At 60.1% G+C, this 25,094-nt stretch carries 25 protein-coding genes; 15 read left to right on the forward strand and 10 right to left on the reverse strand.

What is annotated here, in order from left to right; all coding sequences use genetic code 11:
• Positions 1-20: 20 nt before the first annotated feature.
• The 4 genes from AAFN47_RS14160 to AAFN47_RS14175 form a co-directional block, all read right to left on the reverse strand.
• A complete protein-coding gene (locus AAFN47_RS14160; RefSeq protein WP_499809893.1) occupies positions 21-1,256 on the reverse strand; it encodes a thioesterase domain-containing protein in 1,236 nt (411 codons plus the stop codon).
• A 33-nt stretch (positions 1,257-1,289) separates the two neighbouring features.
• Complete coding sequence (locus AAFN47_RS14165; protein ID WP_499809894.1) at positions 1,290-2,792, reverse strand: amidase; 1,503 nt, start codon at positions 2,790-2,792, stop codon at positions 1,290-1,292.
• 86 nt (positions 2,793-2,878) lie between these two features.
• Complete coding sequence (locus AAFN47_RS14170) at positions 2,879-3,391, reverse strand: P-loop nucleotide/nucleoside kinase family protein (protein ID WP_499809895.1); 513 nt, start codon at positions 3,389-3,391, stop codon at positions 2,879-2,881.
• A gap of 83 nt (positions 3,392-3,474) precedes the next feature.
• Positions 3,475-3,930 carry a GFA family protein gene (locus AAFN47_RS14175; protein WP_499809896.1) on the reverse strand — a complete coding sequence of 152 codons (456 nt, stop codon included), beginning with the start codon at positions 3,928-3,930 and terminating at the stop codon, positions 3,475-3,477.
• A 360-nt stretch (positions 3,931-4,290) separates the two neighbouring features.
• Between AAFN47_RS14175 and AAFN47_RS14180 the strand changes: the two genes are divergently transcribed.
• The 3 genes from AAFN47_RS14180 (at position 4,291) to AAFN47_RS14190 (ending at position 7,828) form a co-directional block, all read left to right on the forward strand.
• Positions 4,291-5,007 carry a DNA helicase gene (locus AAFN47_RS14180; RefSeq protein ID WP_499809897.1) on the forward strand — a complete coding sequence of 239 codons (717 nt, stop codon included), beginning with the start codon at positions 4,291-4,293 and terminating at the stop codon, positions 5,005-5,007.
• A 320-nt stretch (positions 5,008-5,327) separates the two neighbouring features.
• Positions 5,328-6,125 (forward strand): DUF2189 domain-containing protein, encoded by a 798-nt coding sequence (locus AAFN47_RS14185; protein ID WP_499809898.1) that lies wholly within the window; start codon positions 5,328-5,330, stop codon positions 6,123-6,125.
• Between the two features lie 170 nt (positions 6,126-6,295).
• Positions 6,296-7,828 carry an arylsulfatase gene (locus AAFN47_RS14190; RefSeq protein WP_499809899.1) on the forward strand — a complete coding sequence of 511 codons (1,533 nt, stop codon included), beginning with the start codon at positions 6,296-6,298 and terminating at the stop codon, positions 7,826-7,828.
• A 72-nt stretch (positions 7,829-7,900) separates the two neighbouring features.
• Here the strand turns inward: AAFN47_RS14190 and AAFN47_RS14195 are convergent, their stop codons facing one another.
• Genes AAFN47_RS14195 through AAFN47_RS14205 form a run of 3 tightly spaced genes read right to left on the reverse strand, consistent with a single transcriptional unit; the run spans position 7,901 to position 10,061 of the window.
• A complete protein-coding gene (locus AAFN47_RS14195) occupies positions 7,901-8,971 on the reverse strand; it encodes an aminopeptidase (RefSeq protein ID WP_499809900.1) in 1,071 nt (356 codons plus the stop codon).
• Between the two features lie 11 nt (positions 8,972-8,982).
• On the reverse strand, positions 8,983-9,675 hold the full coding sequence (locus AAFN47_RS14200; protein ID WP_499809901.1) for an RES family NAD+ phosphorylase: 693 nt from the start codon (positions 9,673-9,675) through the stop codon (positions 8,983-8,985).
• On the reverse strand, positions 9,672-10,061 hold the full coding sequence (locus AAFN47_RS14205; RefSeq protein WP_499809902.1) for an MbcA/ParS/Xre antitoxin family protein: 390 nt from the start codon (positions 10,059-10,061) through the stop codon (positions 9,672-9,674). Before AAFN47_RS14205 ends, AAFN47_RS14200 begins: the two co-directional genes overlap by 4 nt.
• 232 nt (positions 10,062-10,293) lie before the next feature.
• Here AAFN47_RS14205 and AAFN47_RS14210 point away from each other — a divergent pair, with 232 nt between their 5' ends.
• The 12 genes from AAFN47_RS14210 to AAFN47_RS14265 all read left to right on the forward strand — a co-directional run bounded on the left by AAFN47_RS14210 (position 10,294) and on the right by AAFN47_RS14265 (position 21,861).
• Positions 10,294-11,313: a nucleotidyltransferase family protein gene (locus AAFN47_RS14210; RefSeq protein ID WP_499809903.1), complete on the forward strand. Its 1,020-nt coding sequence runs from the start codon at positions 10,294-10,296 to the stop codon at positions 11,311-11,313.
• Positions 11,314-11,387: 74 nt separating this feature from the next.
• On the forward strand, positions 11,388-12,194 hold the full coding sequence (locus tag AAFN47_RS14215) for a GntR family transcriptional regulator (RefSeq protein ID WP_499809904.1): 807 nt from the start codon (positions 11,388-11,390) through the stop codon (positions 12,192-12,194).
• A gap of 16 nt (positions 12,195-12,210) precedes the next feature.
• Complete coding sequence (locus AAFN47_RS14220) at positions 12,211-13,245, forward strand: BMP family lipoprotein (protein ID WP_499809905.1); 1,035 nt, start codon at positions 12,211-12,213, stop codon at positions 13,243-13,245.
• 64 nt (positions 13,246-13,309) lie between these two features.
• The gene (locus AAFN47_RS14225) at positions 13,310-14,887 is read left to right on the forward strand and encodes an ABC transporter ATP-binding protein (RefSeq protein ID WP_499809906.1); all 1,578 of its coding nucleotides are present in this window, start codon (positions 13,310-13,312) and stop codon (positions 14,885-14,887) included.
• The gene (locus AAFN47_RS14230) at positions 14,880-15,953 is read left to right on the forward strand and encodes an ABC transporter permease (protein ID WP_499809907.1); all 1,074 of its coding nucleotides are present in this window, start codon (positions 14,880-14,882) and stop codon (positions 15,951-15,953) included. Before AAFN47_RS14225 ends, AAFN47_RS14230 begins: the two co-directional genes overlap by 8 nt.
• Entirely contained in the window at positions 15,950-16,846 is an 897-nt protein-coding gene (locus AAFN47_RS14235; RefSeq protein WP_499809908.1) for an ABC transporter permease, read from the forward strand. Before AAFN47_RS14230 ends, AAFN47_RS14235 begins: the two co-directional genes overlap by 4 nt.
• The gene (locus AAFN47_RS14240) at positions 16,843-17,400 is read left to right on the forward strand and encodes a cysteine hydrolase family protein (RefSeq protein ID WP_499809909.1); all 558 of its coding nucleotides are present in this window, start codon (positions 16,843-16,845) and stop codon (positions 17,398-17,400) included. The genes AAFN47_RS14235 and AAFN47_RS14240 overlap by 4 nt, the downstream gene beginning before the upstream one ends.
• Complete coding sequence (locus tag AAFN47_RS14245) at positions 17,397-18,242, forward strand: carbohydrate kinase family protein (RefSeq protein ID WP_499809910.1); 846 nt, start codon at positions 17,397-17,399, stop codon at positions 18,240-18,242. The genes AAFN47_RS14240 and AAFN47_RS14245 overlap by 4 nt, the downstream gene beginning before the upstream one ends.
• On the forward strand, positions 18,239-18,967 hold the full coding sequence (locus AAFN47_RS14250; RefSeq protein ID WP_499809911.1) for a phosphorylase family protein: 729 nt from the start codon (positions 18,239-18,241) through the stop codon (positions 18,965-18,967). The genes AAFN47_RS14245 and AAFN47_RS14250 overlap by 4 nt, the downstream gene beginning before the upstream one ends.
• Positions 18,968-19,008: 41 nt before the next feature.
• Positions 19,009-19,776, forward strand: coding sequence for a sugar isomerase domain-containing protein (locus tag AAFN47_RS14255; protein ID WP_499809912.1), 768 nt, complete (start codon positions 19,009-19,011; stop codon positions 19,774-19,776).
• An 11-nt stretch (positions 19,777-19,787) separates the two neighbouring features.
• Positions 19,788-21,239: an aldehyde dehydrogenase family protein gene (locus AAFN47_RS14260; RefSeq protein ID WP_499809913.1), complete on the forward strand. Its 1,452-nt coding sequence runs from the start codon at positions 19,788-19,790 to the stop codon at positions 21,237-21,239.
• Between the two features lie 139 nt (positions 21,240-21,378).
• Positions 21,379-21,861 carry a DUF302 domain-containing protein gene (locus AAFN47_RS14265; protein WP_499809914.1) on the forward strand — a complete coding sequence of 161 codons (483 nt, stop codon included), beginning with the start codon at positions 21,379-21,381 and terminating at the stop codon, positions 21,859-21,861.
• A gap of 135 nt (positions 21,862-21,996) precedes the next feature.
• Here AAFN47_RS14265 and AAFN47_RS14270 read toward each other — a convergent pair whose 3' ends face one another.
• From AAFN47_RS14270 to AAFN47_RS14280, 3 genes are all read right to left on the reverse strand, one after another.
• Entirely contained in the window at positions 21,997-23,415 is a 1,419-nt protein-coding gene (locus tag AAFN47_RS14270; protein WP_499809915.1) for an 8-oxoguanine deaminase, read from the reverse strand.
• 1 nt (position 23,416) lies between these two features.
• Positions 23,417-24,373, reverse strand: a complete 957-nt coding sequence (locus tag AAFN47_RS14275) for an agmatinase (RefSeq protein WP_499809916.1) — start codon at positions 24,371-24,373, stop codon at positions 23,417-23,419.
• Between the two features lie 78 nt (positions 24,374-24,451).
• Positions 24,452-25,006 (reverse strand): MarR family transcriptional regulator, encoded by a 555-nt coding sequence (locus AAFN47_RS14280; protein WP_499809917.1) that lies wholly within the window; start codon positions 25,004-25,006, stop codon positions 24,452-24,454.
• Positions 25,007-25,094 lie beyond the last annotated feature (88 nt).

A 25,094-nucleotide genomic window follows, 5' to 3' on the forward strand; every position in this document is an offset into this window, starting at 1 on the left:
GTCTGCGCTTCCATTGACGTTCAAGCCTGCCCGATGGGCTTGGCTATCAGATCCTGCATGATGGAGCTGTTGAGCGAAGTTGTCGTCGATACGGTGTCGTCATGCCTGCGGCCGGCCACGATGATATCGTGATTGGGCATCGCTCTGCAGACCGGGTGATGCGGGTTTTTCAGCTTCTTCTTCAGATGCTCGCTGGCGATGATGTCGACATGGTTTTCGATCGAATGATCGGTGCTGTAGCGATAGAAGGCGTATCGCAGGACTTCGGATGCGTAGACGCCGGTGTCCGAGCGGTGCTTGTTGATCAGCGCCTCGTTCTGGAAACGCTCCTTGCCGGTGACGTCCTCATCCCTGGTCGGCTGTTTCCGGTTTTTCCGGCCATCTTCGAGAATTTTTTGCCGCACTTCGGGAATATCGAACGCTTTCGGGTCCGTGCTGCTGATCCACAAACCGGTCGCGCGATAATTTCCGATCTTGCTTTTCAGGCGCGTATAGGCGAGCCGCGCTCTCGACAAGGCCGAGGCGGCGAAAGCGACAGGACCTGACGCTCCGACCCGACGATTTGTCTCGAACTGCTCGCGCATTCTGCCGCGCTCGATATAGGGATCGATCAGGATAACGCGGCCCGGCTCCTTGCCATGCTCCTTGAGCCGGAGCGCCATTTCAAAGGTGATCCAGCATCCCGAACACATGCCGGCAAGATGCCAGGGGCCGTCCGGATCGACCGCCAGCACCGCCTTGACGTATTCTTCGGCAATCTCCTCCACCGTGCCGAGGGGCTCCATCTGCCCGTCGAAGCCCGGAACCTGAAAGGCGTAGATCGGCTGGTCGTCGCGGAAAGCGCTCATATATTCGGCATTCGGAAAAAAGAAGCCGGCCAGCCCGTGCACGATGAACAGGGGCGGATGATCGCCGCCTTTGCGCACGGTCAGGATATGGGAGGCCAACTTGTCCGCATTGTCTCCGGCGCTGTCGCGATCGATTGCCGCCGCGACGTCGCGGATTGTCGGCTTTTCAACGATCTGGCCTGCCTTGAAACTTTCGCCAAGGGAGAGGTTGATCTCCTCGGTAATGCGCGTCGCCTTGACGGAGTCGCCGCCAAGATCGAAGAAATCATCGTCGATTCCGATGTCGCTGATTTCGAAAACCGCGCGCCAAATCGAAGCGATTTTCTTTTCCGTTTCGCTCGTCGGCGCCTCATAGGCGCTCGGAAGGTCAAGCAGATCCCTCGATGTGTGGAGTGACTGTGCGTCCATTGAACTTCCGTCGTCGTAATCCGGTGCGATCAACTATCTGGAAGAGGCGGTATTAGCACAACTGTCCATGGTTTCAACATGACGCGCTTTTGCTGTGTATGCTGATTCCAGTTCGGGACCGGGCCAACGATCACGCGGGAACAGGTGCTCTACAAGAGCGGACAATGTAAGTACGCCTTGATCGTCGAGATGGCGGCCCATGATCTGCAAGCCAACCGGGAGGCCGTCGCTCGTATATCCGACGGGAACCGATGCGGCGGGAAGCCCCGTCAAATTGGCAAGCGGGGAAAATGTCGTCCAAGCGGACGGGGGCACAGGCCGTCCCGCGATCTCGGAGGGTCCGAATGAGCCGATCGGAAACGCGGCTGTCGCCGTCGCAGGCGTTATCAGAAAATCGAATTCGTTCATGAACCTGGCCATGGCGTTGGCCACGCGCTTTCGTTCCATGAGCGCGGCGGTAAACTGATCGGCGTTCCATTCGCGCTCGAGGATGCTGCCGAGCCAGCCATCCAGTTGAACGCCCTGATCGGCGGCCATTGCCTTGAGACCGGCGCGATCCGTTTCAAGCGCCACGAGCGTGTCCAGAAGACCCTCGGCTCCGCCGACCGCCGGGCATTTGTTTTCGACGCAGTCCACCACTGTTTGCAGCCGGTTGACGGCGTTGTCGAACGCCGCGCCGACCTCCGGATCGACAAGAGCGTAGCCAAGGTCTTTCGTGAAAGCGATCCGAACCCCTTTCATGGTTTCGAAGTCGCTGAGTTCCCAATGGACATCCTGTGAGGGGATCGAGTGCCGATCATAGGCAGAGGGACCGCACAGCACCGACAAGGCAAGCGCCGCATCAGCCGCGTTTCGCGTCAAAGGCCCGATGTGTTCGAGCGTCTCCCAGCTCGACTGGCCCGGAAATCTCTCGTCGCGGCAACCGGGATAGAGAGGCACGCGCCCCCAGGAGGGCTTTATTCCGAAAACGCCACACAGGGACGCAGGAATGCGAACCGAGCCTCCGCCGTCGCTGCCCAGCGCCAGCGGGACCATCCGGGCCGCGATCGCCGCCGCCGAACCTGCGCTTGAGCCTCCAGAGGTCAGCGTCAGGTTCCATGGATTGCAGGTTGTCGGAAATATGTGATTTTCGCCCATGGCGCCGTAGCCGAATTCGGCCGCGTTCGTCTTTCCGATAATGATCGCGTCCGCCGCCCTGAGGCGTTCGACCACGATGTCGTCCTGCTCAGGAACGAAGTTTTCATAGAGACGAGATCCGAAGGTGGTGCGCAATCCGCCGGTGCAGATCAGATCCTTGATGGCAACCGGAACTCCCGCCAGTTTCCCCACGGTCTCACCGTTGGCGATCCGACGATCGACGTTCTCCGCCTGCGCTATTGCGGATTCGTCCAGTGTGCAGAATGCATGCAAATCCCCGTCGACCGATTCTATTCTGGACAACGAAGCCTCGACCACTTCGCGGGCGGTCCACCGGCCTTGTGCTATCGCCTCGCGCAACTGCGTGAGATCGAGCTCCAACGGAGAAATTCCAGACATCCGGCGCCTCTTTGCTGTTCGTCTTCCAAGTATGGGTCGCCGCTGTTGCTCCGTAAACATTGATCCTCGCGAAAGCCTCGAACGGTTCAGTCGATTGTGTTCATATATTCGATGATCTTCGCAATGCTTTCGCTGACATGGAGTGCGCTGCTGTCGAGTATCAGCCGGTCTTGCGTCCATTTCTGATAGAGCCGTTGCTCAACCTCGCCCCAGTCTGGACAGACCAGTCCCCGGATCTCGCTTGTTCGCGTTTCAACGCGGCGGCGATGTTCGTTCTCGTCTGAACATACAATCTCGACGTTCAACAGCATGGCGCGGCAGTCAGCGGCGACCTGAGCCCAGAGCGCCCGTGTTTCCGAAACCGGGTTCACCGTATCAGCGACCACGTTTTGACCAAGCGCAAGATTGTCCCTTGCGATGTTGGCTGCCGCGAGATATCCGGCGTCTTCGGCATCAGGAACGCCAAGCGCACTCACTTTGAGCGCCGCTTCAATGGAATCCACCCGTATGTAGACGGCCGGAATGTCACGCGCCAAAGCTTTGGCGATCGTTGATTTTCCGACGCCCGGAAGGCCCGAGAAGGAGATCAGGAACAGCATGGCGCTCGTAATAGCAGACCTTGGCTTTCGTGTTCATGACAAAACCCGATGGCTGCATCAGTTTACCGGTCTGACGACGCGCCCTACCGACGGTTTGCGAATTCTTCCAGAAGAGCGGGGAAACTCTCCGGCGTCGGGAAACCCTCGTAGCTGTAAAGGGCGGGGGTCTGCGCCCACGGCAGCTTCTCGGACGTCATGGTCTCGATAAAGGGGCGGCTCCATTCGGGTTCATCGAACATCGTCGGCCGTACATTGATCAGATTGTCCATGCCTGTGATCCGCGTGAAGATCCAGGTCTTGCAGTCCGGGCAGAAGAAGTGGTCGAGTCGCGGTCCCATTATGCCTCCCTTCACCGGCTCGCCTTCCGCAACATGAAAATCCCCCATCGGGACCATCGCAGTCAGGGAAAAGGCGCTTGCGCTCATTCGCTGGCAACCGCGGCAATGGCATGCCGCGGTCATGACCGGAGGGGCGGATATCTCGATGCGGACACGTCCACATCGACAGTTGCCTGTTGCAGGCCAGTTTTTATCGTTCATGTGCAGGGTCCTTCTTGTTTTAACTGGCGGTCAAGCCAGCCGAAAGCGCCGATACTTTCCGGCGCCATGAAGTCCACCATTTTACAGCAGGCAAGCTCGAGTATACGAGGTCTGGCGCCAAATGGGTCCGTTGTCGTATTGACGCGCCTTCCTGACCCGACAGGCAGCAACCTTCGGCAAGCAGATTGTCTTGCCCTGGGTATCCGCCGCCTGTAACCTTTCGAATCAGGCTCGGCCCGCGCCTCCCTCCCTCCGATCGGGGAAGTATCCAACATACGGGGCAGTTTCATTGTCGAACCGTCTGTTCGAGCGCGCGCATGAGGAGGGGTTGCGTTTTTGCTCGCAACGGAGGTTCTCCGAATGAAATTTTCTTCTCCCGTTTACTGGTTGAAACGCGAGGCCAGGCTGCTTTCGCGCGAAAAGAAAATCAGTCTCGGCAAGGCGCTCGACACGGTTGCTCGCCGAGAGGGATTTTCGAAATGGAGCCTGCTTGCCGCAGCAGCGGCGCAAGATTCTCCGGCCAGGTCAATTCTCGCGCGGCTGAGTGACGGCGACCTTGTTCTTCTCGGCGCGCGCCCGGGGCAGGGGAAAACCCTGCTCGGTCTCGAGATCCTGATCGAAGCTCTGGCGCTGAAGCGCACGGCGGCTTTCTTTTCACTCGTCTACACTCAAAAAGAGGCGTCTGCATTGCTGGCGTCGCTTGCACCCCAGGCGTCTTTAGAAAACCTGACCATTGTCACCTCCGAAGACATCAGCGCAGCGCTGATCATGGACACATTGAAGCTTGCGCCGCCTGGAACGCTGGCCGTTGTTGATTATCTGCAAATTCTCGACCAGCAGCGCAGCAATCCAGAACTTTCAGTCCAGATGGAAGATCTGCAACACTTTGCAAGAACACGGGGCGTTATCCTTGTTTTCCTTTCACAGGTTCATCGGTCTTACGATCCCGAAATCCGACCTCTGCCGGAGATCGGAGACATCAATGCGCCGAACAGGATCGAGCCCGGACTCTTTTCGAAGACATGTTTTCTGCATGACGGTGAAATGAGGTTTGCTGATGTGAAATTAAAAACATAATAAAAACAAAATGATAGGAGAATTTCGGGGGCTTGGCGTAAATTTGGCTTTGTTTCGGGAAATGCCGATTTGCGGTCTGGCTTTGTTTCGGGAATCCGGTTTTTTCGTCCATGACACACCATCGGGCTCGGTTTCGGTTACTTCCGAGACGGCTGGCGGGCTATTCTCCTTATAGCACAGTTCGGCGCGTCATGCATCAGTTTGTTCCTGTTTTGTTTCAAGATTTGAGTTTACGGCGCCGTTTTATTTACGCGCGCCTTGATCTAGTCTGTGGGCGCGCGAGGCGCTAGCCGAGCGCGGGGTGGGGAGGCCCCGGAACCATGGCCGCTGGTCAACAGGAACATTATTCGGCTCAACCGATAAAGCTGGCGGTCAAGGCCGCTACCTTCGGAGACGTGAAACTGGCTTTGCGCGCCGGGGCGCAGGATTTCCTGGCTCGACCCGGTCTCAGTCTGTTTTTCGGGCTGTTCTATGCTCTGCTCGGCGCCGTTTTGCTCTCGGGCTTTCTCGTATTCCAGCAAATCTGGTTCGTGGTGCTTGTCAGCGTCGGCTTTCCGCTCGTCGCGCCTTTTTTGGCGGCGGGGCTTTACGAGATGTCGCGCCGGCTCGCGTGTTCCGAACCCTTTACCGCATCGGACATATTTCTGGTCGTATTCAATCAGCAACGCCGCGAATTCGGCTGGATGGCGTTTGTCGTTCTGTTCGTCTTCTGGATCTGGGCCTATCAGGTGCGGCTTTTGTTTGCGATCTTTCTGCAGTGGCAGTCCGTGTCATCCATGAACGACCTTGTCGCCGTCGTGCTGACGACAAGCGAAGGCGCCGGTTTTCTGATTGTCGGAACGCTTGTCGGCGCATTTCTGGCGACGGTTCTTTACTCGATAACAGTCATCGGCATGCCGCTGCTGCTCGACAAAGACGTTGACTTCGTGACCGCGATGATCACGAGTTTGAAGACCGTTCATAAAAGTCCAATGGTCATGTTGGGCTGGGGCGCGATCATAGGCGCGCTGACCCTGCTGGCCGTCGCGCCGCTGCTTCTCGGTGTGATTTTCATCTTTCCGATCCTCGGGCATGCGACCTGGCATCTGTATCAAAGGCTTGTTCACGAGGCTGGTTGACTTAGAACGCCTCTGCCAAATTCTGCAAGAATTCTTGCCATGTAGAAGGAAGCGCAGATCTCTGAATAGAAAGAAATTCTAGTTTCTGCCAAAGGCTCTTCTAACATTGCTGCAATACAGATAGGGTGCGTGCGTTCCCTAACCTTTGTTTTTCATTTTCGGAGGAAAAGATGCGACTGTTTTACATGATCGGCGCTCTGCTTATAGGCGTCACACTCGCACATGCTCAAGAGGACAAGCCAAACATCCTCATCATCTGGGGTGATGACATCGGTCAATTCAACACCAGCGCCTATAACCATGGAATGATGGGATTCCGCACGCCGAATATCGATCGGGTCGCACAGGAAGGCGCTCTCTTCACCGACTGGTACGGCCAACAAAGCTGCACGGCCGGCCGCGCGGCGTTCGTTACAGGCCAGTCGCCGATAAGGACCGGTCTGACTAAGGTAGGCTTGCCGGGCGCTCCTGAAGGCATGATGGTCGAGGATCCAACGATCGCCGGCCTCCTGAAGCCTCTGGGATACGCCACGGGACAATTCGGCAAGAACCATCTCGGCGATCGCGATGAAATGCTGCCGACAAATCACGGTTTCGATGAGTTCTTCGGCAACCTCTACCATCTGAATGCCGAAGAAGAGCCTGAAAACCCGGATTATCCGAAGGACCCGGCATTCCGCGAGAAATTTGGGCCGCGCGGCGTCATCAAATCCTCCGCCGACGGGGACATCGAAGACACGGGGCCTCTGACGCGCAAGCGTATGGAAACCGTCGACCAGGAAACCACGGCAGCCGCGCTTGATTTTATCGACCGGGCGCACGAGCAGGGCAAACCGTTCTTCGTCTGGTGGAATTCCACCCGCATGCACATCTTCACGCATCTGTCTCCCGAATGGGAAGGCAAGACAGGGTACGGCATCTACGCCGATGGCATGGCGCAGCATGACACGGATGTTGGCCAGTTGCTCGACAAGCTGGACGAACTCGGAATCGCCGACAACACCATTGTGATGTATTCCACCGACAATGGCGCGGAGACGTTCACCTGGCCCGATGGCGGAACGACCATGTTCAAGGGCGAGAAGAACACCCAGTGGGAAGGCGGCTTCCGGGTTCCGACGATGATCCGCTGGCCGGGCGTGATCGAACCCGGGACCGTGATCAACGACCTTGCCGCCCATGAGGACATGTTGCCGACGCTGCTCGCCGCGGCAGGCAATCCCGACATCAAGGAACAGCTGCTTGAAGGCGACGTTCAGGCAATCGGCCGCGACTATCATGTGCACCTGGACGGCTACAATCTGTTGCCCGCCTTCAAGGGCGAAGGCGACTGGCCACGTCACGACTTCATCTACTGGACCGACGACGGCGACGTTGCGGCCCTGCGTTACGACGACTGGAAGGTGACCTTCATGAAGCAGAACGCGGAGGGTCTGGAAGTTTGGCAGCGGCCTTTCGAAACACTGCGCGCTCCCTTGTTGACCAATCTTCGGATGGACCCCTTCGAGAGAGCAGAGCAGGAACATGCTATGGGATTTCAGAGATGGTATCTTGAACACATGTTCGCCATCGCTCCGGCCGCAGCCTATGTTGGACGGTGGCTGCAGAGCTTCAAGGAATTCCCGCCGCGCCAGAAGCCGGGCAGCTTTTCGCTCGACAATGTGATGGAAGAATTGACCGCTGGTTCGCCGGGCAGCCAGTAGGCTTTTCAGTTTCCCCCGCTATGGACGTTCGGTCCAGGCGGGGGAGACGCAATAAGCAGCGAATCGAATTATCTAGATTCTACCTGCCAAGCAGGCCGAAGCTGTTTTCAAAGCCTCTTCCCGCTCGCTCCTCTCAAGTTGCGCCAGATATTCGACTGCGCCGTAGAACCGTTCATAATTGCCGGCGCAAAGATCGAACAATCTCTTGAAGTCGGATACGAGATCGCCATAGACGGATATGGTCGCAAGCCTGGCGTTGTTGATCGGCTCGTCAAACCAGCGATCGAAGCCGCGATACCCCTTCCATTTTCCGTCCCGCAATTGATGATACCGCGCCTGCAAACGCTCGATCTCCCTTGCCTTGGCAGTGCGCATTTCCTCGACTGAAATGTCCGATGCGTAAATCCTTGCAAGCTCCTGGCGTGTTTCCGCCACCAGAATCTGGAAATCCTTGTAGCGTCGCAGACCCGCTTCATAGTCTTTCAAGACAGCGTCCTCGCCGCGCTCGCGCAGCCATTTCTCGACGCCGTTTTCCTCTACCGTGACGGCGAAGGCCTCATTGAAGTTCGAATCGTTCTGGACATAGACTCGTTGGTGAGCGAGCTCATGAAACACGACGCCCGCAAGATAGATGTCTCCGCGAATGATCATCGTGTTCATCAATGGATCGTCGAACCAGCCGAGCGATGAGTAGGCCGGCACGCCGCCGACATAGACGTCCATGTCCTGCTCGCGCAGGGTTTCGGCGAACGCCTCCGCGGCCTGTTCTGAAAAATAGCCGCGATAGGGAACGCAGCCATAGACCGGGAAACACCAGGTGTTGAAGCCGACGGAAAACTCCGGCGACGAGTACACAGCCCACGACACATACTCTCTGCCGGTGTCGACATATCGCCGGTAACTGGCGTTGTCCGGCAGGGCCAATTGCTCCGACGCGTAGTCGCGTATCTCCCGTGATATCGCGAGCCGCTCCTTCAGATCCGGGTTGATGTCGCGACGCTCCAGAAGCCTGTCCACCGGCTGGCTGGACGACACGATCTTGATATGGCCGCCAACGGAACTGGCGTAATAGGCGGGATTGCAAGCTTGCAGCGCAGGCAGCAGCGCCATAACGGCGAACATTTTCGGAAGGCTGAAATCCATGTGCTTTCGCTTCAAGTTCCCTCGATGGAGAAGTCGGGCGCGCCCTTCCAAATCAGCTTCCAGCTTGCGCCGGGGCGTACATTCTGGACAATGCCCGGATCGAAGGCGACAAAACACCGACCGCCCGGCCGCCGCGCCGAAGGATAGAGCAGTCCGCGATATCCCTGCCGGCGAAGCGTCTTCGCAAGCGCCTGACCCTCCTGATAACCGATATCCGGATCGGGATCGAGCGCCGGATGCTCCGGGGCGCCGTCGAGATCTGGAAAGTCGCCGATAAAGTCAGCCAGGAGTTCGACATAGCGCGCCTCGTCCTCGTAGATCCCGATGTTTGCAAGTTCCCTGGTGCGATGGAAACCCACTTCTTCAGCGGATGTCAGCACATCAAAACTGCAATACCAGGCGCCCCGGTCGCCGCTGTTGAAACGGTTGCCGCTCGGTCGCGTATAGGTGAAGGCCGCGTTGATATGGGTTTGCCCATAGACCTTGAGGTCATGCGCGCGCCGCGCAAAGACGAGCTCGCGCCGATCGAGGGCAGGGCCGCCGTCGCGCTCGGCGACGAGGCGCGCGCTGGTTTCGCCCTCGAGTTCGGCCAGAATGGCGGCTTCCTCGTCCGTGTCGACGAGGCCGCGCAGAACAGGCGGTTTGTGACGGGTTTCAGGGATGAGCCGGATCAGCCCGCGATCATTGACGCCGGTGATTTTCAAACGCCGCCCCGCAAGGCGTCGAGATAGGCGCGCACACGCAGGATTTTGGGCAGGCCGCCATCGATCATGGTGGTGAGCGGCGTTCGGCCTTCGAACTCCGGGCCGCGGTTCGGAAGCTTCACCCATCGTTGGGCGATCGGCGGATTGAAATAGAGTTCCAGCGACTTGTAGAGACCCGTCAGGGCGCTGAGGCGCAGCATCTGGTCCCGCGTCAGATCGCCGGCGAAACCCGGCTTGCGCGCGCGTTTCCAGGTCGATTCCGACATGTCGGCCAGGGCCGCGGCCTCCCGACCCGTCAGCGACCACGCCTGAGCGATCCTGCCATAGGCCTTGAGCGCGACGGCCTGGACATCGCCTGCTGACCGCTGAATGACGGCGTTTTCCATGTGTGGCTCCAATTGGAGTTCAATTTAGGTTCATATGGACGGAAAATCAAGTTCATATGGAATGCAGGATTGCCCCTCCGGCAAATCGACAAGGCAAAGATCGCTTTTTCCCTCCCTTTCAATAGCTTGCAATGCTGGTCGCTAAATTGTGTGCATCAGGAATTTTTTTGCTGCACACTTGAATTTGTGTGCATCAATAAATAGTTTGCTGCACACAAAGAGAGGTTGCAGCATGGAAATTATCGCCCAAAGCCGCGCGGCCGTTGTGGCTTATCAAGATTTGCTCCGTCTTCACCTGGATGAGAAGGCGTCCAGCCTGGTTGGGACTGTAGAAGAACGGCAGCGAAACGGACGCACCTACCTGTATGACCGGTTTCGAATAGGAACCGAAATGAAGAGCCGGTATCTTGGAGAAGACAAACCGGAACTGCGCGCGCGCCTGAACCGCGCAGAAGCGCTGAAGGCTGAGTCAAAAGACAGACAAAAGCGAATGGCTACACTGGCCAAGACACTTCGAGCCGAAGGTTTCATCACTACAGATCGCGAGACCGGTTCGCTGCTTCTCGCATTTTCGAGAGCAGGAGTATTCAGACTTGGCGGCACACTCATCGGGACGTCTGCCTACGGTCTCTATCAGGGTGATCTGGGTGTGCGCATGGATTATGAGGAACTGGCCCAAACGGGCGATATTGATTTCGCCAGTTTCCAACGGCTTTCACTTGTTTTGCAAGACAAGGTGGAAGAGAGCCCTGCCGAAATACTCAAGATGCTCAAATTCGAACCTGTTCCCGGAATAACCGATCGGCAGGTCTGGAGATGGCGGCAAAGCAATTCCCAGGCAATGGTGGAGTTCCTGACGCCCGCTTTTGGCGACGAAAAGGTCAAGCCTCTGCCTGCACTGGGGGTAAGCGCACAGGCGCTCAACTACCTCAACTTTCTAATCGCAGACCCCCTGTATGCCGTTGCCCTCTACCGGTCCGGTGTTCTTGTTCAAATTCCGCGGCCCGAGCGCTTTGCGATCCACAAACTTATCGTGGCCGACCGCCGTCATGGTGGGCCTGATCGACTAAAGGCCAAGAAGGATCGCGCCCAAGCTGAGTTTCTTGTGACAGTTCTTTCCGAGGATCGTCCGGAAGAACTTGCGGAAGCCTATGAGGACGCACTGTCGCGCGGTCCCCGCTGGCGCGATCGTATCAACGCGAGTTTGAAACGCATGCCGGAAACCGAAGAACGACTCTCAGCACTTGTATGATGCTTTTCGCAGATGACGAGGATAGTGCTAACTTCCAACTTGACTAGTCAACTGGTCATATCTAGTCTGCCCTCATGCAAAGACCGAACGTCAAGCCGCGCTATCAGGTTCTGGCCGAGCTTCTCAGGAGCCGTATTCATGACGGCGACCTGATCCCGGGGGACCGTTTGCCCAGCGAGGCCGAGTTGTGCCTTGAGTTCGGTGTCAGCAGGGGAACGGTGGTCAAGGCCGTGGAGCAATTGGTGAGCGAGGGCATCGTCCACCGCCATCAGGGGTCGGGAAGCTTTGTTGCCAGGCCTTCCCTGCACAGGCGTGCAGGAGGTCTCCTGAGCTTCACCGAAGCGGCGGCCGGGGGTGGCCATCGCTCCTCACAGCAGCTTGTCGATTTGCGGGCGGCGACGCCCGAAGAAATCCGGGAATTCGATTGCGGCCAGCCGGCCGTGTCGCTGATCCGGTTGCGCCATGTCGACGACGTGCCGTGCGCGGTCCACCACTCTCTGGTGCCGTCGACGGTCGCGATGCGGATCCCGGCGTTGAACGGCGAAGCGCCCGAAGCGCTGAAGGATCCCGGCTTTTCGCTTTACCGTTCGTTCGAGGACATAGGTCTCGCCGCAGACGAAGCGCAGGAGCGCGTCACCACGCGGCTGGCCAATGACGAAGAGCGGCGTCTGCTCGGCCTTTCCGGCCCGGCTGCGGTCATGGTCGTTTTTCGCAAGAGCTTCGATCGCGACGGCCAGCTCATCGAGGCCGTCGAAGCCGTCTATCACGGAGACTACTACACTTACGACATGCGCCTTGTCCGGGGCAGGGACACACGTTCCTCATCCCCGGCCGGGCAAGTCGTGAGTCTGAAGACACGGATCGACAATTCCGACAATTGAAGAAGGGAACTGTGACATGAAGAAACTGTCTGCACTTGCAATCGGCGCCACAATGGCGCTTTCAGCCGCGGCGATGCCCGCGACGGCCCAGGATGTTGCGCCTGCCGCGCTCATCATTTCCCAAGGCGGTCTGGGCGATGGATCGTGGAACGACACCGCTTTTGAAGGTTTTGAAGCAGGGCTTGAAGCAACCGGCATTGAAGGTCGTCCGATCGAATCGAACGACGTCGCCGCGCAAGGTGAAGAAATCATGCGCCGCGCCGCCGACGCCGGCTTCGGCCTGGTGATCAGCCTGGAATGGATCCACGGCGAACCGATGGAAAAACTCGCCGTCGACTATCCGGACACCGACTGGGTGATCATGAACCAGACCCGCAAGGGCGACAATATCGCCTCCGTGGTGTTCGCCGAACATGAAGGGTCTTTTCTCGCCGGCGCGCTGGCCGCCCAGGTGACCACCGACACTTCCATCAAGGGCATAAACGCAGAACCGATCATCGGCGTGATCGCCGCAGTGAAATCGCCGGGCATCGACAAGTTCCTGGTCGGCTTCATCCAGGGCGCGATGGCCATCAATCCGGACATCGAGGTGAAGGTCGCCTATGCGGAATCCTTTGGCGACCCGGCCAAGGGCGAGCAGATGGCGAACGCCATGTTCGACGAGGGCGCCGACATTGTCTATCACGTCGCCGGAGGCACCGGCATCGGCGTTATCGAAGCTGCGAAGAACGCCGGCCACTACGCAATCGGCGTCGACACCGATCAGGACGGCATGGTGCCTGGCAGCGTGCTCACCAGCATGATCAAGCGCGTTGACGTCGCCGTCGACGAAATCGTCCAGGGCTATGCTGCCGGCGAGTTTCCCGGCGGCGAAGTGATGGATTTCGGCCTCGCCCAGAATGGCGTCGCGCTCTCCGACATGGAGTATACGAAGGACATCATCCCGGCCGAATATCTGGAGAAGGTCGAAGCCTTCAAGCAGGATATCATCGACGGCAAGATTGAAGTCTGGGACGTCTCTGCGCAGGGCTATCCGGACTTTTTCAAGTAAGATCGATGAAGGCGAATGATCGGGGCTTTAACTGCCCCGATCCTGTTTGACGAAGAGCAAATCCATGGCGGAAGCGGCGACGGCCCGCGCCGATGCGACAGTTCGGCTTGGCGCCCGAAACATCTCCAAATCCTACGGACCGGTGCGGGCGAACAGGGATATCTCCCTTTCCGTGGCGCCGGGCGAGATCCACGCGATCGTTGGTGAAAACGGCGCTGGCAAGTCGACGCTGATGCGCATTCTGCAGGGCATGGAGCATCCGGACAGCGGCGCGATCATCGTTGACGATCAGGAAGTTCGTTTCTCGCAGCCCCAGCAGGCTCTCGAAACAGGAATCGGCATGGTCCACCAGGAGTTCATGCTGGCGCCCGACCTGACCTTGCTTGAAAACCTGGTGCTCGGAGACGAGCCGGTTTCGCTCGCCGCCGGGCCGCTGTCGCGGATCGACTGGGCGCAAGCCCTGCAGTCCGGCGAGGAACTGGCGAAGAAAACGGGCGTGACAGTCGACTGGCGTCGCCGGGCCGGCGGAACGCCCGTCCATATCCAGCAGACCGTCGAGATCATCCGTCTGCTGCGCCGCGGGACACGCATTCTGATCCTTGACGAGCCGACCGCTGTGCTCGCGCCGCAACAGGTGGAAGACCTGTTCGTGCTGTTGAGAAATCTACGCGATGCGGGAACGACCATCCTCTTCATCAGCCACAAGTTGAAAGAGGTGGTGGCGCTTGCCGACCGCGTGACCGTGATCCGCCGCGGCGAGGTCTCCCATTCCGCCAATGTCGCCGAGACCGACAGCGACACGATCGCCCGCTACATCGTCGGGGGAAACGATACGTCGCTGATCGAAACGGGGCGCGCCTCCCGCAGCGGGACCGGAGACGGCGAGGTCGTGTTGAACGTGGCCGGGCTCGAAGCCCCGTCGCTTGAAAAATCACATCCATTGCACGACGTGTCGCTCTCGGTTCGCAAGGGCGAAATTGTCGGGCTGGCGGCCGTATCCGGCAACGGCCAGGACGAGTTGGTCGAATGCCTGGTGGGCCTGCGGTCCGCTTCGAAGGGCAGGGTGGAGCTGTTGGGCGGCAATGTCACCCACGCCACGAACGGTGAGCGACGGCGCAAGGGGATCGCCTATATCAGCGCCGACCGCCGACATGAGGGGCTCGCGACGCTCGCGCCAGTGGAAGACAATGTCGTGGCCGGCAGCCACGACCGGCCGCCAATCGGGAAAGGCATGTTCCTGAGCCTGAAGCAGAAGCGGCGTGTCGCGACCGAGCGGCTCGCCAGCGTCGATGTCCGCTACGGACGCCTGAGTGATCCGGTCTCCAGCCTTTCCGGCGGCAACCAGCAGCGGCTGGTCTTCGCCCGCGAAATCGCCTCCGATCCGAAAGTGATGGTGGTCTCGCAGCCGACACGCGGCGTCGATCTCAACGGTATTGCTGCGATTCACAACTTGTTGCTGCAGTTTCGCGACGACGGCGGCTCGGTTTTACTGGTTTCTGAGGAACTTGAGGAATTGCTTTATCTCTGCGACCGGATCGTCGTGATGGCTGCCGGGCGCATCGTGGGCGAGGCGCCGGTCAAGGGCACGGACATTGCCGAGATCGGCCGGATGATGGTGATACAGGGGCACGCCGATGGCTGACGCTTCCGTTGAATCACAATCTTCGGCGATGTCGCCAAGCCTATGGTTCGAAAAGGGTTTCGGGCTTGCCTTTCCCTTCATCGTGGCGCTTGTCGTCGCCGCTGTCATCCTGCTGGTGATCGGCGAGAACCCGATCGATATTTTCTCGCTCATGGCGAAAGAATCCTTCGGGTCGGAACGGCGCATCGCCGCGACGCTGTCCGCCGCCACGCCGCTGCTCTTCACCGCGGTTGCGACCGCCATCTGTTTCCGCACCGGGGTCTTCAATGTCGGTGTGGAAGGCGCGTTCGTCGTCGGCGGGATCGCTGCGGCCTTCATCGGTTTCAGCCTGCCGGCCGGCATGGGCTTTGCCATCATCCTTTGCGCGTTCGCCTTCGCCGCCCTTGTCGGCGCGATCTGGCTCTACATTCCGGGCGTATTGCTGGCGAAACTGCAGGTCGACGAGGTAGTCTCCACGCTCATGCTGAATTTCGTGGCCTTCGGCGTCACAGGCTACCTGGTCAACGGCCCTCTGCTTTCGGAAGTCTCCGGCAACAACGTCACGCCGCCAGTTCACGAAGCAGCCGAACTCACCCGGCTGATGCCGCCCTCGACGCTGCATGCCGGCTTCATTGTCGGCATCCTGGTCGTCATCGCCTACGCCGTCTGGACCCGCCGCACGCCGACCGGTTTTTCCGCCGCCATGGTGGGTTACAGCCAGCGCTTCTCCCGCGCGGTCGGCATTTCCGTGCCGGCGAGCATCATCCTCGTCATGGTGCTTTCCGGCGTCGTCGCCGGATTCGGAGGCGCCTCGCACGCGCTTGGCCAGCTTCACCGTTTCAGCGACGGCTTTTCCCCGGGCTACGGCTTTACAGGTATGGCTGTCGCGCTGCTCGGGCGCAATTCGGCGATCGGCATTGTGCTGGGCGCGATCCTGTTCGGAGCGCTGGCTTCAGCCGGCACGACGATCCAGCTCTTTTCCAACATCCCGCTCGATCTGGTGAATATCATTCAGGGCACGGTCATGATCTTCGCCGTCGTCGAGATCGGCCGGCTGCGCTTGCTCACGCGGAGGGCCGCTCCATGATCGTCGAACAGATCATCGCAGCCTCGATCGTCATGACGACGCCGATCCTGCTCGCCGCCATGGGCGGCCTCGTCAACAGGCAGGCCGGCATCGTCAATATTGCGCTCGACGCCAAGATGCTCACCGGCGCCTTCGTCGCCGTCGTCGTGTCGTCGGCGACCGGAAGCTGGCTTGTCGCCGTCATCGCGGCCGCGCTGGCGGGCGCCCTCGTCGGCTTGCTGTTCTCGCTGGTCATCACCCGCGCCAATGCGAACATGATCGTCGCCGGCCTTGGCCTCAACGTCTTCGTCGCGGGCTTCCTCGGCTTCATTCTGACATGGGTCTACAAATCCAGCGGCACGCTGAGGCTTCCCGACGTGCAATTGCTGCCGCATTTCCTGCCGGAGTCCGTTTCCGGCGTCCCAATCATAGGGCGAGCGCTTGCCGAGCTTGAACCTCTGACGGTTTTCGCATGGGCGACGGTCGCCGTGCTGCCGTTTCTGCTGGCAAGCACCAGGATCGGCCTCTGGGTCCGGGTGACGGGCAATGCTCCGCAGGTCGCGCGCTCCATGGGTCTGCCGCAGAAGTCGATCCAGGATTTCTCAACCAGCTTCGCTGGCTTCTACTCGGGCCTTGGCGGCGCGCATCTGGCGCTCGCCTCGATCGGTCTCTTCAACGAGGGGCTGACGGCGGGACGCGGCTTCATTGCGCTCGCAGCCTTCTATTTCGGTCGCGACCGGCCGGTGGCGACGGCCATGGTCTGCCTGCTCTTCGGCTTTCTGGAGGCGACCCAGATCCGCATGCAGACGGCCGGCCTGCCGCCCAAGCTCATCGGCACCATTCCCTATCTCATGGTTCTGGTGGCGCTGTGCATCGCCGGGTGGCGCGCGAGCCGCAGAAAGGCATTGGCATGACCAAGACCGCACTCATCGTGATCGACATGCAGAACTCGTTCCTGCATCCCGACGGCGAGAATACGTATCCGGACGCGCAATCCGTGGTTCCGAATATCCGGGCGCTGATCGAAAAGGCGAATGCGAATGGCGTCGTCGTCGTTCACGTCGCCGACCGGCACCGGGAAGGCTTCGAGGATTTCGAGGACAAGCGATTGCCGCGTCACTGTGTGACCGGCGGCTTCAACGCCGAATTCTTCGAGGGTTTCGGACCGTCGGGCGCCGCCGGCGAAATCGAGATCGTAAAGCGTCGCTTCAGCGCCTTCTTCGCCACTGAGCTTGCACTGTTCCTGAACGAACAGGGCGTCGAACGCGTCGTCATCTGCGGCGTTAAGACCAATGTCTGCGTGCGCGCCACCTCCCAGGACGCCTTTGCGCACGGGTTCGAAGTGGTGGTCGTCGGCGACGCGACCAATTCCAACCGCGAGCATCTCGCCAAGGCGTCGCTTGAGGATATCGACCGCTATCTCGGCAAGGTCGTCGACACGGCCGAAGCACTGGAGATGCTGGCATGACGCAGCTTGCCGTGACCGGGTATGCGAGCCTCGACTATCCGGTCGCCCTGTCGGGGCGCGCCGAAGGCAACGCCACCACGCATATCAAGTGGCGGTCCGCCGAGGACTGGCCGCGTCTTGGCGGTTGTCCCGCCTATGTCACAGCAGCGGCCGTCAGTCACGGGGTAACGGCTTCTCCGGTTTGCTGGACCGGCGCCAACCGCGAGGGCGATCTCTTCGTCTCTGCGCTGGAGAAGAAGGGCGTCAGCACAGCCGGCGTCGACAGGATCGAGGGCGAAAGAGCCCCGTCAGCCATGCTGATCTACCAGTCGGACGGCAGTTGCATCTGCCTCTATGATCCCGCCTTTGGCGGCGCTGAAAGGCTGACAGACGATCAGGCCGAGGTTGTCGCGGAAGCCGAAAACCTTTGCGTCACGGTTGGACCGGGGCATCTGATGGACGCCATTCTGGCGGCGCGCAACCCGCAAGGCCGATTGTCCTGGGTGCTGAAAAACGATCTCAACTGTTTCACGCCGGAGATTTGCCGCCGCCTGTCAGCCGATGCGGAAATCATTTTCTGCAACCGCCATGAACGCGGCCTTATCGCCGAGACGCGCGACGACGTGCTGATCGTCGAGACACAAGGCGCGGAAGGCGTCGTCGTCGAACGCTGCGGCGAGAGAACAGAAATCGCGGTCGAGCCCGTGTCGGCGCTCGACACGACCGGGGCGGGCGATACGTTCGCCGGCGGTTTTCTCGGCGCATGGAATTCCGGCGTCGACGATCCGGTTGAAGCCGCCCGTTGCGGCATTGCGGATGTCCGCACACTGCTTGTTGAAAGGTCAGGGGGAAAATTGGCATGAAGACGGCCTGGTATCTGGGTCACCGCCAGGATGCGGTGGAGAAAAGGGCCATTCTGGTCGGCGATCCCGACCGGGTCGACCGCCTTGCGAACAAGCTCGAAAATCCCCGGTTCCTGCCGGTCAGCCGCGGGCTGAAGACTGTCGTCGGCGACTATGACGGATACGGCGTGACGGTTGTCTCCTTCGGCATGGGCGCGCCGATCGCGACGATCGTGCTGCATGAACTCGCCGATCTCGGCGTCGACAAGTTCCTGAGGATCGGCACGGCCATGTATTTCCCGCCCGCGAAAGCCGGCGACTTCCTGGTGAGCGAAAACGCTATCGGCTTCGACGGCACGTCTCCAGCCTATGATGAGACGAATGATCCGGTTCTGGCCGATCCGGTGTTCGTGGCGCAGTTGAAGTCGGTCGCCGAAGACCTTGGCCAGACTGTCCATGCCGGTCTTTACGCCACGTTCGACGCCTTCTACCGGGACATGTTTGCCCTGGACGAAACGAGCCGCGATCGCGTGGGCGCCAATCGCCAGATGCTGGCCGACCGGGGCGTCATGGCGACGGACATGGAAACCTCCGCCTTGCTGACGGCGGCGAAGGTGCTCGGCGTATCCTGCGCGAGCCTCTGCCTTGGCACCGTGGATGCCATCACGCAGCAGAAACTCGGGGCCGAACCGCTGGCCGCCGGAGAGGACATGCTCTTCGATATCGCGCTCAAGGGCATTGCCTGAACATTCTGCGGCAACAACAAGAAAAGTAAGAGGAAATTGACATGACGGATATTGCCGGAAGCTATTTCGAAACGCTGATCGGCCGCCTGCAGACGGTCGCCGACACGCAAGGCGACGCAATCGAGGCAGCCGCCGAAATCTGCGCCGAAACGATCATGGATGACAGGCTGGTCTTCACCTTCGGCACCGGCCACGGCTCGTTCGCCGCCATGGAGATGTTTCCGCGCACCGGCACCGTCACCGGCTTCCGGCCGATCGTCGAGAGCACGATGATCTCGTTCCACCGGGTGCTGGGCGACGGCGGCGCGCGCCAGTACCGTTTCATCCACAGCAGGGAAGGATACGGAGACGCGATCCTGTCGTCGCACCAGCTTCTGGCCGGCGATGCGATGCTGATCTTTTCCCACTCCGGCCTCAATGCGGTTACGCTCGATATCGCCGTCGGCGCGAAGGAACGCGGCATGAAGGTCATCGGAGTGACGTCGGTGCCGCATTCCTCTTCGACCCCGTCGCGACACAGTTGCGGAAAGCGGCTCTACGAACTTGCCGACGTGGTGATCGACACCGGCGTTCCCAAGGGTGACGCAGGCCTTGAGATCGACGGCCTGGCGGGTCGGGTCGGGGCCACATCGACTTCGATCGCGATCGCCATCGGTCAAGCGATCAATGCGGCGACCGCTCAGAAGATGATGGACAAGGGTTACGAGCCTTTCATCATGGTCAGCCCCAACACCACCGAAAAGGCGGCTGCTGACGTGCAGAACGACCGCAATTACGCGGAACTCTGGCGCCGCCTCAAGATGCGATGAGGCATAGGAACATGGATCGCGGATTTTTCATCGACGGCCAATGGCTTGTGCCGGAAGGCAAGGAAACCTTCGTCATCAACGATCCCGCCACGGGAGAGAGGCTCGGTTCGACCCTGCTTGCCGATGGCGCTGTTGTCGGACAGGCGGTTGCAGCCGCTAAAAAGGTTGAGAAGAGCTTCGCCGCCATGCCGGCGGCCGAACGCGCGGCCATTCTGGTGCGCGCGGCCGAACTGATCGAAGCTCGGGTCGAGGACATGGCCCTGCTGCTGACGCGGGAGCAGGGCAAGCCAAAACCGGACAATCGGAAAGAAATCCTCTTCGGAGCAACGGTGCTGCGCTACTATGCCGGAGAGGCGACGCGGATCTTCGGTTCGCTCCGGCCTGCATCGGCGCCGGGCATCAAGAACGTCGTCTCCTATCATCCGGCCGGCGTCGCAGGCGCCATCGTGCCCTGGAACTATCCCGTCGATCTCTATTGCTGGAAAGTCGGGCCCGCGCTTGCAGCCGGCTGTCCGATTATCGTCAAGTCACCGCACGAGACGCCGCTGGCGATCGCGATGCTGGTCGATTGCCTGCACGAGGCGGGGTTGCCTGACGGGTGCCTTGCCGATGTGCCGGGTTACGGGCCGGTGGCCGGCGCCGCAATCGCCAGGCATCCGGAGATCCGGGTGATTTCGGCAACGGCCTCGATCGCCGCAGGTCAGGAGATCATGCGTAACGCGGCTGAGAACCTGAAAAGTGTTTGCCTTGAACTTGGCGGCCACGCGCCGTTCATCGTGCTGGCCGACGCAGATCTGGAGGCTGCGGCGCGCGCGGCCCATCGCCGGTCCTTTTCGAATATGGGTCAGATCTGCATCACGGTGAACCGGATCCTTGTCGACAGGCGCGTTCACAACGAATTCGCGACGATCCTCGCAGATCTCGCCGATCAGACGGAACTTGGCCACGGGGTAGAACCCGGCGTCGCATACGGGCCGGTGTTGAACCGTTCAGTCATCGAAAGGGTGGAAGCCCATCGACACGACGCCGTGATGCGTGGCGGCCGGGTGATAGCCGGCGGCTACGCGCCGACGGAGGGAGAGTTTGCGCGAGGTCATTTCTACAGGCCGACGGTGATCGACGATGCGCCGCTCGACAGCCTGCCGATGTGCGAGGAGACCTTCGGGCCGCTGGCGGCCATGACGGCCTTTGACAGCCATGCCCAGATGATCGAGATGGCCAACAGCCTCGAATACGGGCTGGCGGCCTACATGTACGGCGCCGATCTCGAACGGATGTGGACCATCGCCGACCGGCTGGAATTCGGCGGGATCGGCCTTAACGTCAATGATGTCAGCGAATTACAGGCGCCGTTTGGCGGCTGGAAGATGAGCGGCCTTGGCCGCGAACTCGGACCGGAAGGACTGGAAGCCTACCTGGAGACAAAATTCCTGAAGATGCGCGTTTCCGCCAGCCTCGACTGATTTTCGCCCCGTCGTCGGGATCGGCGGCCCGGCGCATGTCCCTGAACGAGACGTGATCAGAGTTGAGAGGTCTGCGCATTGCGGGCCCTCACACTTTGGCAAAGGATGGCGTCATTAATATGAGTCAAGGGAGGCGGTCATGCGCCGTTTGGTTTCGAGCATCTTTGCATTTTTCCTGGTGACTGCATTTGCGGGTCCGGTATCCGCAGGTCCCATCGAGGCGCGCGAAGGCTGGGTGATCATGGACACGTCCTACAGCTTCGCCGATCTCAACAGCCGTCTGGATCAGGCGATCATGGATGCAATGATGGGACTGGTGACGCAGGCAAGCGCCTCGCGCGGCGCCGAAAGCCGCGGCGTCACAATTCCGGGCAACCGCGTTGTTGGCGTCTATCGCAACGATTTCGCCGTCCGCATGCTGGAGGCGAGCCTTGCCGCCGGCATAGAGGCGCCGATCCGCTTCTACGTCACGGAAGGCGAGGACGGATCGACGCTCAGTTACAAGACGCCGACCTTCGTCTTCACTCCCTATTTCGACGAAGGCGGAGAGGCGCTGAAGACGCTTACAACCGAACTCGACGGTATCTTTGACAGCATCGCTGATCAGGCCGCCGGCGAGTGATTTTTTCGCGCCGCGGACGCGGCGCCTGCTGGATTGCGGATCGAGCCCGCAATGAGGGTGTGTTGAGAGATCTGCAGCTATCGGCAGGCGCGACATGTGGCGCGGATGTTGTCCGGAACAGTCTCTCTTCATTCCTCACGTCGCAGCCGCCAGCTCGAGGCTCCACTTGTTGTGTTCGGCGATGACCGGTTCCATTTCCATCGCCGTGATGCGGCCATCCTCGACGACTGCCCGGCCGTTGACAACCGTCGTGTGGGCGTTCTGCGGAGCGCAGAAGACGACGGCTGCGACCGGATCGTGCAGGCCGCCCGCATAGCCAATCGTATCGAGATTCAGCGTGAAGAAGTCGGCGCATTTTCCGGGTTCCAGCGACCCGATGTCGTCGCGCCCCAATACGCTGGCGCCGCCGATTGTCGCCAGTTCCAGCGCTTCACGAGCCGTCATCCATTCGTCTGCCCGTAACGGGTGCGACTGCGATAGCAGGAAATGCTTGCGCGGTCCTTCCGGCGGCAGCAGGCCGAGTTGCAGGCGGGCAAGCAGCATGGCCTGGCGGACTTCGGCGAGCATGTGCGAGGCGTCATTGCTTGCCGACCCGTCGACGCCGAGACCGACGCGGACGCCGGCGGCCATGTATTTCTTGACCGGCGCGATGCCCGAGCCGAGCCGCATGTTGGAGCAGGGGCAGTGGGCCGCTCCGCAACCGGTGCTCGCGAAGCGGGCGATCTCCTCGTCATCGACGTGGATCGCATGGGCGAACCAGACGTCGTCGCCCAGCCAGTCGAGATCGGCCATCCAGTCGACCGGCCGCTTGCCGAAGCGCTCCAGCGTGTAGCGCTCTTCGTCCAGCGTCTCGCAGAGATGGGTATGGAGCATCACCTTCTTGTCGCGCGCCAGGGCCGCCGTCTCCTTCAGCAGGTTCTCGGAAACGGAAAAGGGCGAGCAGGGGGCGAGCACGATGCGGGTCATCGCGCCGTGCGAAGCGTCGTGATAGCGATCGACCACGCGCACGCAGTCGCGCATGATATCGTCTTCGTCCTCCACGCATTCGTCCGGCGGCAGGCCGCCTTTGGATTGACCCAGCGACATCGAACCGCGGCTTGCATGAAAACGCACGCCGAGATCCTTCGCCGCCTCGATATGAACGTCGATCGAATTGCCGCTTTTGAAGAGGTAGGAGTGATCGAAAACCGTGGTGCAGCCGGAAAGCAACAGTTCCGCCATGCCGATCAGGCAGCTCATGCGCGAGGCGTCCGGATGGGTGCGCGCCCATATGCGGTAATGGACCTTCAGCCAGTCGAAGAGATTGTTGTTCTGGGCGGCGGGAAGATTGCGCGTAAGCGTCTGGTTGAGATGGTGGTGGGTGTTGACGAAGCCAGGCAGCACGATCTGATCGGTGGCGTCGATGACCTTGTCGGCTGTCTGCGGCAGATCTTCCGTGTTGCCGACCTGCCGGATGACGCCGTCTTCTGCGTAGAGGCCGCCATCCTCGATCTCGCGTCGTTCCCCGTCCATAGTCACAAGTATGCGGGCGTTCTTTACAAGCAACGTCGTCATGTCAATTCTGTCCAACCATGACGCAGAGCAGTTCGAACATGATCGAGACCGCAAGCCAGGCCGTGCCGCCCGCCTGATCGAAGGGCGGCGAGACCTCGACCAAATCGGCCCCGATGATATTGACCCCTTCCAGTTCGCGAACGACCTGCAGTGCCTGGAAGGAATTCGGGCCGCCGACCTCGGGCGTGCCGGTTCCGGGCGCAAAGGCCGGGTCGACGAAATCGATGTCATAGGAGACATAGGTCGGACCCGATCCGGCGATTTCACGCGCCTCGGCCATGACGTCCGGAATGCCGCGCTCGAAGAATTCCTCGATCGCGATGACCCTGACGCCGACGGATTTGGCGAAGTCGCGGTCTTCCATGTCGTAGGCCGTGCCGCGGACGCCAATCTGCACAACGCGTTGCGGATCGAGAAGTCCTTCCTCGACAGCGCGGCGAAACGGCGTTCCGTGCGTGTACATGCAGCCATTGAAATAGCTGTGGAAGAGATCGGTATGGCCGTCGAAATGGATCATGCCGACCGGACCGTCGGACGCCAGACCGCGCAGGATCGGCAGCGAGCACAGATGGTCGCCGCCGGCTGTCAGCGGCCGGACTCCAGCGTCCCTGACCTTCGAATAGAAGGTCGTGAAGCGATCGAGGCTGTCCATGACATCGGCCGGATTGGGCGCAACGTCGCCCAGGTCGGCGCAGTTCACCGCCTCGAAAGGACGAACGCCGGTTGCACCGTTCTGTGCGCGTATCATCGTCGAGAGGTCGCGCAATTGTCGGGGACCATGTCTGGGGCCAGGCCGATTGGTGGTCCCGCCGTCCCAAGGCGCGCCGACGAGGCCAATCTGGACGTTGGCGATCTCCGGATCGTCGAGCGTGATGTGCGGCAATCGCATGAATGTCGGCACGCCTGCAAAGCGGGGCAGATCGAAACCGGACACCGGCTGGAACCGGCTTGTGCTCATGAAGAACCTCGTCGAAGGGCCGAATGATCTCTCACCATGTCACAGCCGGCCGCAAGATTGAAGCGTCGGCTTTTTCCGCTACTCCGGCTTTTTACCGCGGATGATGTCATCGACGCCCTCGTCGACGATATCGGCGTAAGATTGCATGTGCGTCGCAAAGACCTCGGCGATCTTCAGCGGATCATCCTCGTCGTTTTCCGCAGCGCAGACTTCACGCAGCGCGTCCGAGAGCGACTTGTTGATATGGGCGTTGATCTGCAGAAAGCGGGTCACGCGCAGGACGTCCTCCATCGTCAACTCACCCATCCTGCGCTGCCCGACTTTGCTGATCTGTCCATAGACAGCTTCGGCGAGTTGATTGGCCCGTTCCGTGGATTCGATAAAGACCTTTCGCCGGTCTTCCGTGTCCCGGATGCGGCGCAGATATCCGGCCTGTTCCAGCCGATCGACGACGGTTGTCACGGCGCCGGTGGTCAATCCGCTCATACGGGCGAGATCTCCGGCGGTGATCCGTCCCAGCCGATGAATGATGTCCAGACAACGTGAATCCGTCCTGTTGATCCGCAACAGCGTGGAGAACGCTTCGTCCATCATGTCCGAGGCGTTCTGGCTGACCCGCAACGCTTCGACCATTTCCGCAACGGCCGACTCTTTATCTCTTGACGAAAAAGTATTTTGATTCATAAGATATATGAATATCAAGATAATCAGGAATCGTCAA

Origin of the sequence: Hoeflea sp. CAU 1731, assembly GCF_039888615.1 — a bacterium.
Taxonomy (GTDB): Bacteria; Pseudomonadota; Alphaproteobacteria; order Rhizobiales; family Rhizobiaceae; genus Flavimaribacter.